Genomic DNA, 16,534 nt, shown 5'->3' with positions numbered 1-16,534 from the left:
GCCCTGGCCCGCCACATCGTGGAGAACCCGATGCTCAACGGTGAGACCATCCGGCTCGACGGCGCAATCCGCATGGCGCCGCGCTGATTTCGCGTAGCGAAAGGCCCGGCTTCCGCGGAAGCCGGGCCTTTCCGCGTCCGGGCGACCACTCGAGCGAGGTGGACCTCAGGCCAGGGCGTTACGGCTCCGCTTCGGTGTCGGGCGCGCACACCACATCGGCCGCCGGCAATACCCCGTCGGCGAAGTACCCGTTGATGGCCGCGCCGACGCAGCGACTGAGGCCGGGACGAAAAGTCATGTGAATCCGCACGTTCGCCAATGTGACGAGGCGGGACGAGCTCAGATCACGATGCAGGGCGAGGGCGTGATCGTACGGCGTGCGCGGGTCACCGGTCGCCTGCACGATGAGCGCCGGAACCGAATTCCGCACCGTGGTAGCGCTTTCCACGGGCGGGGGCCAGAAGGCGCAGGGTTGAATGTTCGCCGCCAGTGCGCCGAATATCGGCTGTGTGGCGCGACGTTCCTCGATCTCCGACCAGTATCGCGCCGGATCGGCGGGCGCGGCATCGTCACCGCAGGCGACGAACGCCAGTGCCGAATCCTCGTAGTGCCGAAGGGTATCCAGCGTATCCGCCAGCCAGGGTGTGTGGTCGGTGACGGGCGTTCCGCTCACCGCGGCCCGCAACTCGGCGACGGTGTCGGCGGCCTTCCCGTTCAGCCGGAAGTTGCCCAGCAGGTTGTGCAGGAGGAACGGCAGCCAATGATCGTCGACGGCGAAGCCGTTCACCGTGACCGGCCGACGAGCGAGGTCGTTCACCAGCTGTCGGACGGTGGCGCGGACCTGCGCCGCCGTCGTACCGAAGTGATAGTCCGGATCGTGCCGGGCGGCCCATCCGGCCCAGTCGTCGAGTGCCGCCTCGTCGGCGGCGCCCCAGTCACGCACCATCCCGGTCCAGTACCGGTCCGGATCGATCGCACTGTCGAGCACCATGCGATCGACCGACCGCGGAAACATCTGCGCGAACACCGCACCCAGATAGGTGCCGTAGGAGACGCCGTAATAGCTCAGCGCCGGTTCCCCGAGGACGCGCCGGATCACCTCCATATCGCGAGCCGTGTTGCGGGTCGTCACCTGCCGCAGCGCGGCGGAATCGCCTGCCAGACAAGCCATCGCCAGACGCGCGGCGCGAGCGGTGTCGGCCAGGAATCCGTCCAGCCCGACCCCGGCGGAACGAATCATCTCACCGATCGGCCAGCCGCAGCTCCGGCCGCCGCCGGACCGCCCGACACCGCGTGGATCCATGCCGATCAGGTCGTATTGCGCCCGAACCTCCGGCGCCAGAACGTCTCCCAGCAGATCGATCGTGTCCAGCCCCGAGGCCCCGGGCCCGCCGGGATCGGCCAGCAGGACGCCACGCCTGCGGTCCGGATCGGGCGCCGGCACCCGGGATATCGCGATGTTCAGGGTGCGGCCGTCGGGGTCGGCGTAGTCCAGCGGGACCCGCACTGCCGCGCAGGAACCGCCGACCGCGTCCAAGGTGTCGAGACCACACGGCTTCCAGTTGGCCCGCTGGCGGTAGAAGCGGTCCATGCCCGTGACGGGCGACGGAACCGCCGCACCGGAGGTGACGAGCACGGCCGCCACCGCCAGCACGGCCGCTGTCCAGCGAAACACCCTCGACATCAACAGGTTCCGGCCCTGCGAGCGCCACACTCGTCCACGTCGCCACGGTAGCCGAGGGATTCGGGGTCGCCCGTGGCGGGAAGAATCCGGCGCCCGCCTACCGGTCGCCGATCAGCAGAGTCTGGGTGCTGCGGCCGACCGGACCCTTCTCGTCGTAGAGCCGGGATTCGGCCATCCCGATGCCACTGCGTTCCGGATAGGTCACCGCATCCAGGCAGACCCACTCCCCCACCGGTTCACGATGCAGTGTGACGGTGAGGTCGGTATTGATGAAAAGGTAACGCTCCCAATCCAATACCGCGCTCACGCCGTTACCGGAATCGGCCGCCGCGAGAGTCCGCTCCAGGGGACTGGGAGTGGTTCCGGCGACGATCGGATAGCGCAGCTTGATCCAGCAGACCGCCGGACCCGGCTGCTGGAAGGAGCCGGCGACGAAGCGGTAGTCGATTCCGGTGTGGAATCCGACGGGCTGATTGCTGGGGAACTCCCCACTCTGTGCCACGGTGTCCGGCCCGGGATACGCGCCGGCCGCCACCGCATCCGGCGGCACCTCGACCTCCGGATCGGCCACCCGCAGCCGCCACGCGTTCGCCTTCAACACCGGTCCACGGTCGGTGGCGACGGTGGCCTCGATCAACTCCACGCTGCGCCCCGGCCGCACCACCCGCGCCTCGGCCCGCAGCGGCGCGATCGGGACCGGCCCGAGAATCTCGACCGCCACCCGCCCGACCCGGAAACCGGGCCGCGGCTCACAGCGCTCGATCACATGCCCGAGCAGCGCCGACGGCGGCCCCGCATGCTGCGCGTCCGGCGACCACGGACCCCGGGTCAGCTCGGTGGAGTGGAACAGCACGGGATCCGAGGGATCGGGTCGATAGAAGGCCTCCATGGATCCTTATTACCGCACCGGCCCGGCACCGCCCTGCTCGCCCTGACCGGCGCGGTGCCTCAGCCCGTGGGTTGTTCCCACTTCTCGCCGTCACTCTCGGTGCCCGCGGGACAGCCGGTGGGTGTGCGGCGCTCGGGTGCGATCGGATACATCACCAGGCACTTCGGCGGCAGGTCGGGATCGTTCAGATCCGAGGTGACGAGCACGCCGATCGAGGCGCCAGTCGCGATTCCGCCCGGGCCGTCGAAACGCAGCTTGCCGGTGATCGTGTCGGCGTCGAGATCGGGACGCCGCAGTTCCAGGCCGATGGCCGCGCGGTCGATCGCGCCGTCCGCCGCCGACCGCTCCGGCCGGGACCGATTACGCTGCACGGCCCGGAGGAACAGTTCGGCGACGTCGAAGGTGATTCCGGTGCGGTCGCCGGGCCAGCTCTCGTGAAAATGCGGCAGGTCGCGCCGCAACTGCGTCAGCTCCGCGCACAGGCTGCGCAGGCTCAGGCCCGCGTGCTCCATGCGGTCCGGCGCGCCGTCGCGCACGCAATTGCTGCCCGCCAGCAGCGCCGGTACCCCCTTGGCGACGTATCGGACCGGAAATCCGATCGGCGCGGCATTCTGCACCAGCTTGTCCGACACCGCGCGGGTCGCGGTGTCGTTGGCCAGGATCGGCGGCGGGGCGTCACCACAGTGTTGAGCGGCCACGTTGACGAACGGCCCGAAATCCGGATTGCGGCCGGCGAAGAACAACAGCGTCCGCGGCGCGTCGGGGTCCGCCGGTGCGCACGGCAGCGGCAGACCGTAGATCTGCTGCTGTTCGGACCACGTGTAGACGTCGCCGAGCATATGTCGCTGCGCCAGTACCGCTTCGAGGTCGTCGGCCAGAGTCCGCACGTAGATGTCGTCGCGATCCGTCGGTGCGTAGACCGTCACCTTGTCGTAGCGGCGGGTGCCGTCCGCATTCCTCGCGCCCGCGGCGTACTCCGCGACGAGTTCGGCCTGGGCGTGGTTGTCAGGGACGGGTTGGAAGTAGGTGGGCGACACGGCGTCGAGCCCGTCGGCCGACAGGGTGGTCGCCATCGTGGGAACCCCCAGCTCACCCAAACGCGCGATGGCTCTGCGGGTTTCGGCCGTGCTCCGGTCGAGTCCGATCACGCCGACCACGGTCGGATCCGACCGCACCAGCCGGCTGATCTGGTGCTCGACCACCCAGGTCGCGTATCGCATGGTCGATCCGCCGTTCGCGATCACGATGCGCAGCAGCGGTTCGGATTCGCCGTTCTGCTTGTTCGCCCGCCGCTGCTGAACCGCGAGGCCCGCCAGTTCCTCGGCCTGTGCGTGCGGGTAGCGCACGTTGCGGTCGGTATAGGTCATCCCGGCGAAGTAGATCAGGGTGACGAGCGGACGGCGGGGATTGTCGTGGCGCAACCGCGCGGCCACGGTGTTCTGGCGGAACACCTCGCGCTCCATCTCGGCGAGTTCCTCGTCGTCGGCGAAAACCTGTGCGGCACCGGCACTCAGGCCGATGCATTCGGTTCCGCGGACCACGACATCGACACCCGCGTGCCACGGCCACGCGGTGCATCCAACGGCGATGCGAGGCTGGACGGCCGAGACCGTCGCGGCTACCAGGGCGGCAACGGGAAGCAGGGCGATCACGGTGACCACCGACCGTCGCGCCGCCCACGGCGGCGCCGGCGGCTGCGCCAGCTCGGCGTGCTCGAACGGTTCGAGCGTGCCGGACAGCGAATCCGGTAGGGGCAGGCTGAGATACCAGCTGTCCGTGCGGCGGCGGCGACGGCGCCCATCGATATCGGCCTGCCAGGAGCTCAGCGGATCATCCCGAGAGTCCAGGGATTCGAAGTGCAGGTGCGGGTGCTCGACGGAATCCTCGATGCGCGAGATCAGCGCGAGCGGATCGAAAAGCCCGGTCTCGTTGCGGATCTCGTTGACGTAGCGCATCAGGCCGGTAGCACTGTCCCCCGGTTCGACGCCATCGAGCAGCGCCACCGGATATGCGGTGCGACGCCAGCTCGACGGACGCCACAGCCTCCGGCGATAAGCGACGCGCAGATCCTCCAGAAAGGCGTTGACCAGCAACTTCGCGATCTGCTCGTTGTTCTCCCGGCGGCGCATCGGCTCGGCGAGACGCACCCCGAATCCGACGAAACTGTTCGACAGCCGTGGCGTCAGATAGCGCTGATGCATGAACCAATAGCTCACCGGCGACAACCCCGGCACATGCGAACTCACGAACAGCCACAACCGCACGATCGGCCACATCGACAGCACCACTGTCAGCACCCGGGATACGGTTCCTCCGATGGCGCCGAGTGCCGTGGTCGAATGCTCGGCGGCCGGCCCACGGCGCAGCAGTTCCGGCAACCGCTCGCGCAATTGCGCCGACGCCTCGGTCGCGGCCCCCTCGAGCCGTTGCCGCATGAGCCAATCGGCAGTGCGGTAGCGCGGAAAGGGTATGGGCCCCATGGCCGTGTCGTCACTGGAGAAGCACTTGTAGAGCTCCTGCAGCAGGGCCAGGAAACGCGGATCCAGCTCGTCTGGGCCCTCCGGTGGGTGGTCCGGCGTGGACGGCTCGAGTTTCGGAATCTGCACCACCGCACGCGGAACCGCGCGGCGGCTGCCCGGGGAGGCCAGCCAGTCACCGCAGCGCCGCAGCAGGCCATCCGCGGAAAGCGGTGCGGCGCTGCTGATCAGGCAGACGATCGGCGGCGGCGTTCGCCTGGTCTTGCGGTAGCGGAACAGCACCGGCAGCACCCGCGGTCGCTCGTCGGGCACCGTCACCCGGCGCAGCAGATTCTGGATCCTGCGAACGTCGCCTCGTACATCCGGCATGCGTCGCCCCCTCCGCAGCGTCTGCGCTCCCCGTCGCCTTTCGAGTACCCGGGACTGTACTCAACTACGCCCACATCGGCAGGCCTCGCCGGAACGCGCCGATGCCGGCCGGCGGTCGGCTACCGGGGAGGGCGGCCGGAAGGTACGCCCGCGGTCGCGGCGCTACTCCGCCGAGGTATGCAGGCGTGCGCTGAGGAACTCGAGAATTTCGTCGCGGGCCGTGCGGGTGGGGTGGCCCTGCTCGTCGACGAAATGTGCGGTGACGATGCTGTGCGGGGTCTGGACCACGTCGCGGAAGAACGGCGGCGGGGCGGGGTTGGCGGATTCGCCCGGCAGCACGCGGCCGTCGAAGGCGTCGCCGAGCAGCGCCCGGTAGGCGGCGAAGCGACGGCCGGTACACCAGCGGTCGTTGTCGAAACGGTAGGCCAGGACCGTCAGACCGTCGCGCTGGATGCGGTCGCGGATCGCGGCCGCGTCCTCGTCGCTCACCTCGATGCCGGCGGGATCGTCCAACGGCAGCGAAGGATGATTCACCACCGGGGCGACGACGGACGGTTCGAGCGTCATGGTGAGCGCGAAATTGCCGGTGAAACACAGGCCGAGCGCGCCGACTCCCGGACCGCCGCATTCGTCGTGGGCCAGCCGCGCGAGCCCGCGCAGCCATCGGGTGACAGGACTCGTGCCGCCGCCCGCGAACGCGCGGAATTCGGCACTCACACACGCGCGGCGGACTACTTCGGCGCCCTCCTCGGCCGTGGGATAGGCGCCGTCGACGCCGAACAGCGAGGGGAGGTAGACGGTGAACCCCGCGTCGCGGATCCAGCGCGCGAGCCGGAGGACGTCGGGGCTGATGCCCGGCATCTCCGGCATCACCACCACGGCCGGGCCGGATCCGGCCGTGTAGACGGTCTTGCTCACCCCGTCCACGTCGACCAGGCGGGGCGCGAAAGCGGCGATCGGGTTGTCGTCGGTATCCATGTGGTCAGCCTCGGCCGGAATCGGCGCGAAAGCGATCGGCGGGATCGCCATATTCGGAGGTATTCTCGCCATCGGACGAGGAGGCGGGTCGTGAGCGCGTATCGAGTGGGGGTGCTGGCGTATCCGGGCTGCTTCGCCTCCGAGGTGTTCGGGATTCCCGATCTGCTGACGATGGCCGCGCATGTCGCCGGTCCGGATCGCGCCGGTTACGAGGTGACCGTGATCTCGCCGCGGCGCCGGGTGGTGGCGTCGGGCGGTGTGGCACTGTCGGTTTCGCCGTTGCGCGAGGTCGATATCCTCGTGGTGCCGGGCTTCGAACTCGTTCCGGGCCTCGACCCGGATGCCCGGCTGCCACCGCTCACCGCCGAGATCGCGGCGATCCGCGCCCATGCCGCCGCGGGCGGAGCCGTCGTATCGATCTGTGTGGGCGCGTTCCTGCTCGCCCGGGCCGGGCTGCTCGCGGGCCGGAAGGCGACCACGGCCTGGCTGTTCGCCGACGAACTCGCGCAGCAGTGCCCCGAGGGCGATATCCGGCCCGATCGACTCGTCGTCACCGACCGCGGTGTGACGACGACGGCCGCCTTCAGCGCCATGTACGACTTCGCACTGGACCTCATCGCACGTCACAGCGGCGCGCGGGTCGCGCGGACCACCGCGCGGATCGCCCTCGTCGACGACGCTCGCTCGTCGCAGACCCCGTATGTCGACGCGCGGCTGCTGCCACAGCCCGGAAATACGTTCTCCCGCAAGGTGATGCGTCACCTCGACCGCAATCTCACCGCCCGCTACGACCTCACCGCACTGGCGAGCGCGTTCCACGTGAGCACTCGCACTCTGCTGCGGCGCTTCGCCGACGAGACCGGGCGCAGCCCGCTCGACTATCTGCAGTCCGCACGCGTGCGCCGCGCCCGGCACCTGCTCGAAACCACCGACCGCACCGTCACAGATATCTGCGGCGCCGTCGGCTACCGGGATGCGGGCACCTTCGCCGCCCTGTTCGCCGAACACACCGGTCAGCGCCCCGGGGACTATCGCACCACCTTCCGCCGCACCCGCTCGTGAATCGACGGGCCGCGACCGATGAGTTCCGGCGCGGCATCGCGTCTGTATCTACAGCTCGCAATCCGGGAAAACGGTCAGGGAGGACCCATGAGCACCACAGCACTGCCACCCGTCGTCGACGCCGAGACCTGGCAGCGTGAACTCGACACGCTGCGAAGGCGGGAGAAGGCCGCGACCCGGGAATTGGACGCGATCGCCGCGGCGCGCCGCCGCCTGCCGATGGTGCGGATGCCCGACTACACCCTCGAGAGCGAGAACGGACCGGTCCGGCTGGCGGACGTCTTCGACGGCAAGTCGCAGCTGATCGTCTACAACCACATGTGGTTTCCCGGCGAAACCTGGCAATGCCCCGGTTGCACCGGATTCACCTCGCAATTCACCCGATTGGAGTTCCTGGACAACTGGGACGCCCGCTTCGTCATCGTCACCCAGGGGCCGATCGACGAGGCGCTGGCCTACAAGCGACGCGTCGGCAACACGATGAGCTGGTACTCCACCGCGAACAGCTCCTTCGGCGCGGACGTCGGCGCACCTCCCGGCGGCGGCTTCGCGGTCAACGTCTTCCTGCGCGACGGCGATACCGTCTACCGCACCTGGCACACCGACGGCCGCGGCACCGAACAGCTCGGCTACACCTTCGCCCTGATCGACCTGCTGCCCTACGGCCGCCAGGAGGAATGGCAGGACTCACCCGAGGGATGGCCGCAATCGCCCACCTACAGCCGGTGGAGTGGATCGAAGGAGATCGCGGCGGCCTACGGCGAGCCCGGCGCCTGAGCGGAACGAGCGTCCGATTCCGTACCCGGCTCCGTCGGTAAGTACCACCCGTACGGGCTCGGAATCGCGCCGGCCGTAGTCAGCGGCGCGTAGTGGCGTCCGTAGAACGTCGCGACGAGATCCCGCCGACTGCGGATGTTCGACTTCGCGAGGATCGACTTGACGTGGTCCTGGACGGTGTACGCCGAGATGAACAGTTGCCGGGCTATCGCGTCCGTCGACGCGCCCCTGAGCACCAGCTCCGTGATTTCGCGCTCCCTCGACGTCAGGCCGTAGGCGCGGACCAGGACGTCGGAGAGGTGGTTTTCCGCGGCGCTCTCCACGATCACCGCGATCTGGCCCGAACCGGCGAGCACCGATCCGTGCACCAGAATCCACCCGCCGCCGCGTCGGGGTAATCGCGCGTGCGCGGGGCGCTCGCACAATCCGGCGGCCGCCGATCGAGCGGCCGCGGCGATGGAGCGGAAAACGCTGGGAACCGCCCCGGGTTCGGCGATTTCCGCAAGCCAGCGCTGGGCCGCCGGGGTGACGTCGCCGAGTGTGCCCTCCGGATCGACGATCGCGATACCGGGGCCGGCCACCTCGTCGATCGCACGGTCCACCGCGGTGTGCAGCATCGCGCGGCGCAAGCCGTCTGCGATCAGTGGCGCAACCTGCGCGATCGCCCGAACATCATCGGGTCCGAACGGATTTCCGTGGGTCCGGTATCCGACCAGCGTTCCCCAGCAGCTCCCACCGTCGAGAAACGCCGCCCGGATCTCGTCGATCACGCCGAGCGGCGCGAGCACCGTGCGCCATCGCGGCGAGCGCCGCAGTTCACCGCCCGTCGCCGCATACAACGTCGCGACCGGTGGAGACGCGGCCGCCAGCGCCCCGAACGTATTGATGTCCGGGACACGGAACTCGCTGTCGAACAGGGCCGCCTCGGTCCGCGGGTCCTCCTCCCGTCCGCTGACCACGCAGCTGGTGAACAACAGCGTGGCGGGGTCTGTCGTCGACCAGGCCGCCATATCCCACGACACCACGCGGCCCACTGCCGCATCGAGCGCGTAGCGAAGCTCGTCGAGCCCGAGTCCCTGGTGGCTCAGGCGCACCACTTCCCGCGCCAGCCGTGTTTCACCCACGGAGCAACGGTAGCGTCCCCCCGGGCACCGCAGAATCCCAGGAAGTAGGGATGGCCGTGCCACTCGTTCGGATCGCACGATCGAGACATGGCAACAGAAGACACGGCAACGGCCGGCACCATCGAGCAACGCAACATCGCCGCGATGCGACGCATCTACGGCGAAATCTTCGACGAGGGACGACTCGAGTTGATCGACGAGCTCTTCGATCCGAACATGGTCAACCACACCGCCCCCGAGGCTCACCGCCACGGCACCGCGCCCGTCAAGGCATTGGTGTCGATGCTGCGGTCCGCATTTCCCGATGGCCGAACCGAATTCGAGGATTTCACCGCAGCGGGCGACGTGGTCGTCGGACGCAATTGGTACAGCGGAACCCATGTCGGCGAGTTCATGGGCAATGCCCCCACCGGCCGAACGTTCCGGTTCCGCCAGATGCATTGGATGCGGTTCGACCAGCACGGGCCCGTCGTCGAGCACTGGGGCGTTCGTGACGACGTAACCCACCTGCAGCAGCTGGGAATTCTCGGCTGACGCCGCCACCCTCGTCCGCATCGGAATGCCCCTCACCTGCGATGCACGGTGAGGGGCCGCTGTGGCGATGCCCGACGGGACTACAGCACCGGCGGGCGCTGATCGTCGGCCTCGGCCCGCACCGCGTCCTCGAACCCCGACTCGTATTCCTCGCAGTACAGCAGTCGGCAGCCGCGGATCGCGTCCAGCAAATCCTCCAGCAGATCGACGGCCGGACGGGCCGGATCGAGGCAGGAGATCCGGAATTCGTCGGTGAGCGCGGTCAGGCCCTCCTCGTCGAGTTCCTCTCCGCGCAAGCGCCTTTCGATCGCCTCGGCGGCCTCGACGATCCGGACCGGGTTGCGCACCCGGCCCTCGGCGGCGGCGAGCGCGTCGGCGATCAGGTCGACCACCACGGCGGTCGGGCTCTCGCCCGCACACAACCGCTCCAGCACCAGAGTCGGCGTCTCCACCTGCAGCGCCTCCAGATTGTCGGCCTCCGCGACCACGTGCACCGGATGCACCTCGGCGGCCTCGGAAGCGACCTCAGCGGCGAGGTACAGCCAGCGCGCGGCGGCCACCGCGGCGGCGGCCGGGTCGATATCGGTGAACCGGTCGAGGGAGGCGAGCGGGTCGGCGTACAGCAGCGCATCGGCCGCGTGCACCTGCACCGGCGAGATGTCCGCCCGCGACAACTCCACCGCCTGCCGGGCTCGCCCGGACAGATCGCCCAGTTCCGCGGCCTCGATCGCCGCCTGTTCGGTCCGCACCTCGGCGACCAGCGCGTCCACCAGCGTCGCATCGCCGATCAGATGCGCCACCCGCCCGATCCGATGTGCCGCCTCCTCGACCACGCTGTAGGACACCGCCATCATCCCGTCCTCGTCCGGCAGATTCGGTTCCCGGACAGCCGCCTCCACCTCACGGAACCGATTGCGCTCCTCGGCCCGATGCCACGCCACACTGTTCGGCACCTCCGGATCCCCCGCCGCCGACGCCGGATGCGTGTAGGTGCGCCACTGATACTCCGACAGTTTCGTCAGCGCCGCCGCCAGCGCGAGCGCGACCTCGGGTTCGACCGTCCGCGACAGGGGCGCGATGGTCTCGGCCACGTCTCCCCCACCGGTTCCCCACGTCGCGACAAGTGCGCCGGCCCCCGCGTCGTATGCATACCGCGTCACGACCTCAGTTCTACCCTCGTGCATGAAAAAGGCCCCTCACCTGGGGCTCAGGTAAGGGGCCTGTGGTGGACATGGCAGGAACTTACTCGAACCGGACCGATCTGCTCAACGACTTCGCTGAGCTGCGCGAACGCCTCCAGGCAAGCGGACCGCGCCAGTCGAAGCCTTCACCAGTCCCCAGACCGTCGGGCGGGCCAAAGAAGCAGCTGACCTCCGATGAGGCAGCGACGATCGTCGCTAAGTACGAAGCCGGCGCGTCCATGGCTCAGCTGAAGGTCGAGCACCACATGGCCAAATGAACGGTGGCAAAGGTGCTGCGGGAGGCGGGAGCGACGATCAGGCCAAGGGGTGGCCAGCCACGTCGCTAGAGCATTATTTTGTTCGCCAACTTCCGTCGACCGAACGTTCAGGCATCATCCCGGGCATCTGTAGTTCGCCCTTAGATGCTTGGGCGAGCCAGTTTGCCCAACGGCCGATCAGCTCATCGGGATCTCCAGTATCAAGCAGCGTGAACGGCCACGCGACTTGGTATTCTGCCATGCCAGCCCAGACTGCTTTGCTGGAATCTTCGCCGGGATCAAGGCTGAAAGGGTTTTGTCGGCCACGCTTCGGGACGAACGGCGAGATCATGAACGCACATTCAAACCAGCCGTACTGCCCAGGCTCTTGAATGTCACCGAACCATAGCGAGTGGGAGCGCCCCTCGTAATCCCACTTCGGCGGAATGCGGAGGTTGATTGTGGCCGTCGCTATTACATCAAAGGTAGGGGGATTCCAGCCGCCCCAATTGCTGTCTGGACGTTGATTTATACCCGAAAATGTCAAGGTTGCATCGCCCAGCCGCACTCCCCAGCCGCCATCTCGGGAGGACGAGACCACGGCAGATGGAGCCGCACCCATGATAGCCTCACGGAACGCCGTAGAGATTCGGCCGAAACTCCGCTGTGCGGTAGTCAGTAATTCTGCGCGACGTTCCTGCTCGGTCATAGCTTCAGATCTCTTCCGAGACTCTTCAGAACGACGTCGAACTTCTGCTTGGTTCGCCTCCTCCAGTTGCGCCAGGCCACCGCCGCTGTTGGCGTTATCCCTGACGCGGTCAAGTCGCACTCTAAAGTTCGCCGGAGTCGGCCGTGCCGCAGCAGCCTTGTATAGGCATTCGTCGACCAGGGCCGCGAGGCCGGCTGGAGCTGACGAGAGCTCGGGCACGTCGCCATGGAGATGCTGCTGCCGAAAGTCTTCATATGCAGGGCCAGGGAATGGCCTATGTCCGGCGAGCATCTCAAAGGCCATGATACCTAGCGCATACATATCGGCAGCGATGGTCGCATGCTCATGTCGCCACTGTTCTGGTGCAGCGTAATGCGGAGTCATGGAATATTTTCGTGTATCTGAAGCTGTCGACGCCTCAGCGTAACGCGAAATCCCAAAGTCACTCAGGCACCACTTGCCGTCAAGCAATAGAACGTTATCCGGTTTCAGGTCTCGATGGACAACTTTGCCATCGAGGTCGCTCAACGCATCGCAAACATCGCCAATAACCTTAATCGCGTCAGCAAGAGAAAATATCGGCTCCACGTCGAGCTGATCCCGCAACGAACGCTCTGCGCGAGGCATGACGAGTACCCAATAGTTGTTGTGTTCGCCAGAGTCGATGATCGGCACGATATTGCGGACACCCTCAGGGTTGGCGAAGAGCAGTTCACGATCTGCACCTGGTTCCTTGGGTACGAACTTCGCGACAGCCTCCCGTCCGCCGCCCGTTACGTGATAGACGTGACCAAAGCCACCTCTCCCGATCGGATCACCCACAAACCAACTCTCGGACAGCTGCACGCGCTGACCCTTCACTACAGACTCCCAGGATTCGTTGCCGGACAACAGCTCAACTGATGACATCAATCAAGGCCTCGTCGTCGCCATCGTACGAGAAGGCTAGCGGACATGACCGACAAGCTCACGCAATCCTTCCTTTTGCCCGGTTTGCACGGTACACCTGCGCCGAGGGGACGCCCCAGTTTATGTGCTAACACAGTTTATGTGCTAACACGCTTGAGATCGTTGAAAAATCGCCATCGTACGTGTTGAGACGATATAGCCCTAATTTAGATTTCATTCACTTATGACCATCAGCTTATTATATTCACGCAGTAAAAGCTCACCTACTGTCCTCTCTCTAATTGTATCGTTGCTAGGCTGCACCTACAAGCCTCACGCGCATTCGAGAGAAACCTAGCGTTTCGCGAGATGGCGATTAATAATAAGCCGGGAACTCGCCATTGAATAGCTGGTCCCAGTAGTAGAATGCAGTCTTGTTGTCGCCCTTTTTGTGCGCTTCGAGTGCGTTACGCGCCCGGGTGGCGGCAGTTTGCAACTTTGATAGAGCCTCCGTCTTTTTTGCATCGCTTGAGCACGGCTCAATGCGACCTGTCGATCCAGTTGGATCGTTCATCGCCGCCAGGCCACAGTCGTTAAGTTCTTCTAGAAAGAACGCGAGATCGTATGAGTACACAACCGTCGTTTGTCCAGAGATATATTTAGCTGCCCGCATTTCTAGGTAGAAGGATGAGATCGGTACATCACGGTAACACTTCCAGGCCTTAATGAGACGCGCGAAGGACTTCGCATACCCCTTTCCGGGCTGAGTATTGCAGCTATTGACATATTTGAGGTGGGACTCGGGCGTGGATTCAAGCCACTCGGTAGTCACTCCGGGGATGAGAAACTTCATTTCTCCTTCTCGGACTTTTCCCTGAGCATAGGCGGGGATGATCTCACATGTTTCGTATCCCGAACCGAAGTTCACCACGACTGCCGGCCTACGCACTTGGATTACTGTATTTGGATACCGCTCTTTGAGTGTGTCTCTTACAGAATTCAAAATGCTGGACGAGTAGACAGGTCGATCAGTCTTCAACGATGCGAAGTAATCGACATCGCTGTAGCCCGACACCCCGGTCCCGTGGCTGAACGACCCCGACTCGAACATGCGATATAGACCATAAGTCGAATTGAGCTTTGAGTACAGCGAGCTGCGATGCGATGCCGCCGCCGACCTATTTGCGTTGGTGGGTACAAGCCGATCGATAAATGTATTGAAAGCCTCCGCCGGATTAGTCGCCACTTCGCCCTCCTTGCTCGTCAATTGCATACGTCTGACCGCCGCCTGATATATTTCTCCCTGCCCTGCGGTAGGCAAACCGGGACGGAATATCGGCTGTCTTGTTGATCTCGTCTCTTCGAGCAGTCAGTTCTGCAAGTTGAGTGCGCGCTTCATCGAAAGGCAATACAGGTAAATCAATTTCGCGGAGCTGTCGTGCCGCCGTCTGTACTTCAAGATAAGCATTAGCGGCACCGTGAGCTTGCTGAGTCCGTCTGTTGCCATTCAATAGTGTCACAAGAGCGCCAAGTCCAGCTGATCCCAGGGCTAAGTAAGCGGCAATCACACGGTTGGCAGCGTCCGCCAGACCAGTTGCGCCGGACACAGCCGCCAAAAGAGCTGCAGGAATTCCGACGAGGAGGTTGATGCCTCTCCATAGCTTCGCCTGCTCAAACTGGCCCTGGGCGCTATACATCGCACTCTCCTCCAGCCTGTTGAGCTCCTGCCTGAGAGCGTCCTTTGAGCGCGACTCATCTGGGTTACTCACAATTTCTCATACCTCCCATACTTAAAACAGCTCTCTAAGAAAAGATCGAGACAGCTCTCCGCGAGCGTCCATTAACTGCTGTTGCGACGTCCCAAGTGCGCGCATCTTCGCAACCACTGACCGTAATTCTTCCTTTATTACTTCCTGAGCGATGCGCCACCGCAAGTTTTGGTTCGGCTCGTCGCGCCCAATTTTTCGCCCCAAATATACTTCCAACTCTTTGGTAGAAAGCTCGTCGTCATGCTGCCGCTCAAAATCTCCGAGCGTCAGGAAGCGGTCATAAAGCGGTTTCAGCTCCGGTTTGGCGGCCCAGTCGGGCGATCTTCGCTGGACGGAGCGCTCATGATGCTGGACGAAACCTTCGCCGACTTTCAGAGGTATCTCCCAGTAGTCTGGAATAAGTCCAATCTGAAAAGCTAACTGCGTATAGGCCAACTCGTCGGCTTTCTCCCCTTTCTCCTTGACGTGTGCCAGCAGATTAACGGCATCGAATACAGCTTGCCGTATTATTGGGTTGAGCTGCTTCATCTGCTCGTCCGTTAAATGTTCGGCATGAAAATCTTCCATCTCATTGCGGATTATCATCGAAATGACTAGGGTGTCCCTCTGCGCCTGAGTAAGCTTAAAAAAATCTTCGGGTTTCATAGTATTAGTTAATAACCTGGTAAGCGTAGTGTCAACTGCGACCAGTCTGCCGAACCTTTAACCGCAGCCGAAATTCTTACTCAAGAGCGCACCAGTTCGGCCATGGTCGTTGGCCAGCCTTGTCTTGAATACACCTAAGCCGGAAATTGGCCTGGTTTCGCCACCTGGGGTCGGTTGAGGCGGTCTGCACCGCCATCGACGTCATCCGGAACTCCCGCAGCAGCTCGAACCCCTCCCGCACCGTAACCTCATAATCGTATACATCGCAGAAATCAAGGTCTTTGTTTCTCCGTCTTATTCGAGTTCCATCACCCTGAGACGAACCGCCCAACGCCCTCGAACTCCGGGGAATCCTCTGGTTGACTGGTTCCGTGCCCTCGAACAGCACCATCACTCACGTCCGTACCCTCGATGGCCTCTACCTCGCAGCTACCCTCGTCACACCGGATCAGCCGACAAATCGCGCGGTGGTCCTGGTCCACGGTGGTGGCGTCACGCGTGAAGAGGGCGGCTTCTTCACCCGGCTCGCCGCCGGCCTCGCAGATGCTGGCATAGCGTCGCTGCGGTTTGACCTCCGTGGCCACGGCGACAGCGAAGGCCGCCAGGAAGAGTTGACGATGGCCGCCACCCTCAACGACATCCGAGTCAGCATCACTCATCTGCGCGAGGCAACCGGCGCGAGCGAAATCGGCTTATGCGGAGCCAGTTTCGCTGGCGGCATCTGCGCCTACTACGCCGCCAAGCGGCCGGATGACCTATCGCGGCTGGTGCTCCTGAACCCGCAGGTGGACTACAAGCAGCGGACCATTGACAGCCGGGACTACTGGTCGAACGACGTCATCAGCGACGAGCGCGCGAGGGAACTCAACGACACCGGTGCTCTCCAGTTCAAGGCCGACTTGAAGCACGGCCGCCCGTTCCTCAACGAGGTGTTCTGGTTCCGGCCGATGGATGTGCTGAGCGAGATCAAGGCCCCGACGCTCATCATTCACGGCAACGCCGACACCCTGGTGCCGATCGACGGTTCACGCGAAGCTGCCACCAAGTTCACGGCTCCCGTGGAATTCGTTGAAATCGAGGGCTCGCAGCATGGGTTCGCCGTGCACGACGATCCGCAGTACCTGAATCCGAAGAGCCAGGAATACCAAGCGGAAGTCATCGAGACCGTGGCGCGGTGGCTGAATGCGTAGC

At 64.8% G+C, this 16,534-nt stretch carries 15 protein-coding genes and 1 pseudogene; 6 read left to right on the top strand and 10 right to left on the bottom strand.

What is annotated here, in order from left to right:
- Window positions 1-87, top strand: a pseudogene (locus A5780_RS38810) (3-hydroxyacyl-CoA dehydrogenase); the annotation flags it as partial.
- Between the two features lie 91 nt (window positions 88-178).
- Here A5780_RS38810 and A5780_RS00720 read toward each other — a convergent pair.
- From A5780_RS00720 to A5780_RS00705, 4 genes are all read right to left on the bottom strand, one after another.
- Window positions 179-1,684, bottom strand: a complete 1,506-nt coding sequence (locus A5780_RS00720) for an alpha/beta fold hydrolase (RefSeq protein WP_064907473.1) — start codon at window positions 1,682-1,684, stop codon at window positions 179-181.
- Between the two features lie 97 nt (window positions 1,685-1,781).
- Window positions 1,782-2,573: a thioesterase family protein gene (locus tag A5780_RS00715; RefSeq protein ID WP_063013700.1), complete on the bottom strand. Its 792-nt coding sequence runs from the start codon at window positions 2,571-2,573 to the stop codon at window positions 1,782-1,784.
- 59 nt (window positions 2,574-2,632) lie between these two features.
- The gene (locus A5780_RS00710; protein ID WP_064905999.1) at window positions 2,633-5,419 is read right to left on the bottom strand and encodes an ABC transporter substrate-binding protein; all 2,787 of its coding nucleotides are present in this window, start codon (window positions 5,417-5,419) and stop codon (window positions 2,633-2,635) included.
- A 162-nt stretch (window positions 5,420-5,581) separates the two neighbouring features.
- Window positions 5,582-6,448, bottom strand: coding sequence for a dienelactone hydrolase family protein (locus A5780_RS00705; RefSeq protein ID WP_231982768.1), 867 nt, complete (start codon window positions 6,446-6,448; stop codon window positions 5,582-5,584).
- 39 nt (window positions 6,449-6,487) lie between these two features.
- On the opposite strand from A5780_RS00705, the gene A5780_RS00700 reads away from it, so the two are divergent.
- On the top strand, window positions 6,488-7,459 hold the full coding sequence (locus A5780_RS00700) for a GlxA family transcriptional regulator (protein WP_064907460.1): 972 nt from the start codon (window positions 6,488-6,490) through the stop codon (window positions 7,457-7,459).
- Window positions 7,460-7,546: 87 nt separating this feature from the next.
- Window positions 7,547-8,236 (top strand): DUF899 family protein, encoded by a 690-nt coding sequence (locus A5780_RS00695; protein WP_064905997.1) that lies wholly within the window; start codon window positions 7,547-7,549, stop codon window positions 8,234-8,236.
- Here the strand turns inward: A5780_RS00695 and A5780_RS00690 are convergent.
- On the bottom strand, window positions 8,215-9,360 hold the full coding sequence (locus tag A5780_RS00690; protein WP_146098650.1) for a helix-turn-helix transcriptional regulator: 1,146 nt from the start codon (window positions 9,358-9,360) through the stop codon (window positions 8,215-8,217). The genes A5780_RS00695 and A5780_RS00690 overlap by 22 nt on opposite strands.
- Window positions 9,361-9,447: 87 nt before the next feature.
- On the opposite strand from A5780_RS00690, the gene A5780_RS00685 reads away from it, so the two are divergent.
- Window positions 9,448-9,894, top strand: a complete 447-nt coding sequence (locus tag A5780_RS00685; RefSeq protein ID WP_082976215.1) for an ester cyclase — start codon at window positions 9,448-9,450, stop codon at window positions 9,892-9,894.
- Window positions 9,895-9,974: 80 nt separating this feature from the next.
- Here the strand turns inward: A5780_RS00685 and A5780_RS00680 are convergent, their stop codons facing one another.
- The gene (locus tag A5780_RS00680; RefSeq protein WP_197521633.1) at window positions 9,975-11,054 is read right to left on the bottom strand and encodes a hypothetical protein; all 1,080 of its coding nucleotides are present in this window, start codon (window positions 11,052-11,054) and stop codon (window positions 9,975-9,977) included.
- A 65-nt stretch (window positions 11,055-11,119) separates the two neighbouring features.
- Here A5780_RS00680 and A5780_RS39695 point away from each other — a divergent pair, with 65 nt between their 5' ends.
- Window positions 11,120-11,353 carry a hypothetical protein gene (locus A5780_RS39695; RefSeq protein WP_156769320.1) on the top strand — a complete coding sequence of 78 codons (234 nt, stop codon included), beginning with the start codon at window positions 11,120-11,122 and terminating at the stop codon, window positions 11,351-11,353.
- A gap of 73 nt (window positions 11,354-11,426) precedes the next feature.
- On the opposite strand, the gene A5780_RS38805 is transcribed toward A5780_RS39695, so the two are convergent.
- From A5780_RS38805 to A5780_RS00670, 4 genes are all read right to left on the bottom strand, one after another.
- Complete coding sequence (locus tag A5780_RS38805) at window positions 11,427-12,887, bottom strand: serine/threonine-protein kinase (RefSeq protein WP_231982766.1); 1,461 nt, start codon at window positions 12,885-12,887, stop codon at window positions 11,427-11,429.
- Window positions 12,888-13,305: 418 nt separating this feature from the next.
- Window positions 13,306-14,175 (bottom strand): nucleotidyltransferase, encoded by an 870-nt coding sequence (locus tag A5780_RS39690; protein WP_156769319.1) that lies wholly within the window; start codon window positions 14,173-14,175, stop codon window positions 13,306-13,308.
- Window positions 14,165-14,698 carry an SLATT domain-containing protein gene (locus tag A5780_RS38800; RefSeq protein WP_082976213.1) on the bottom strand — a complete coding sequence of 178 codons (534 nt, stop codon included), beginning with the start codon at window positions 14,696-14,698 and terminating at the stop codon, window positions 14,165-14,167. The genes A5780_RS39690 and A5780_RS38800 overlap by 11 nt, the downstream gene beginning before the upstream one ends.
- A 21-nt stretch (window positions 14,699-14,719) precedes the next feature.
- Window positions 14,720-15,343, bottom strand: coding sequence for a hypothetical protein (locus A5780_RS00670; RefSeq protein WP_064907456.1), 624 nt, complete (start codon window positions 15,341-15,343; stop codon window positions 14,720-14,722).
- Window positions 15,344-15,714: 371 nt separating this feature from the next.
- Between A5780_RS00670 and A5780_RS00665 the strand changes: the two genes are divergently transcribed.
- The gene (locus A5780_RS00665) at window positions 15,715-16,533 is read left to right on the top strand and encodes an alpha/beta hydrolase (protein WP_064907455.1); all 819 of its coding nucleotides are present in this window, start codon (window positions 15,715-15,717) and stop codon (window positions 16,531-16,533) included.
- The last annotated feature ends 1 nt before the right edge of the window (window position 16,534 follow it).

Origin of the sequence: Nocardia sp. 852002-20019_SCH5090214 (genome assembly GCF_001665865.1) — a bacterium.
GTDB lineage: Bacteria > Actinomycetota > Actinomycetes > Mycobacteriales > Mycobacteriaceae > Nocardia > Nocardia nova.
The sequence above is the reverse complement of the archived record's forward strand: the minus strand, read 5'-3'. Positions and strand labels throughout refer to the sequence as shown.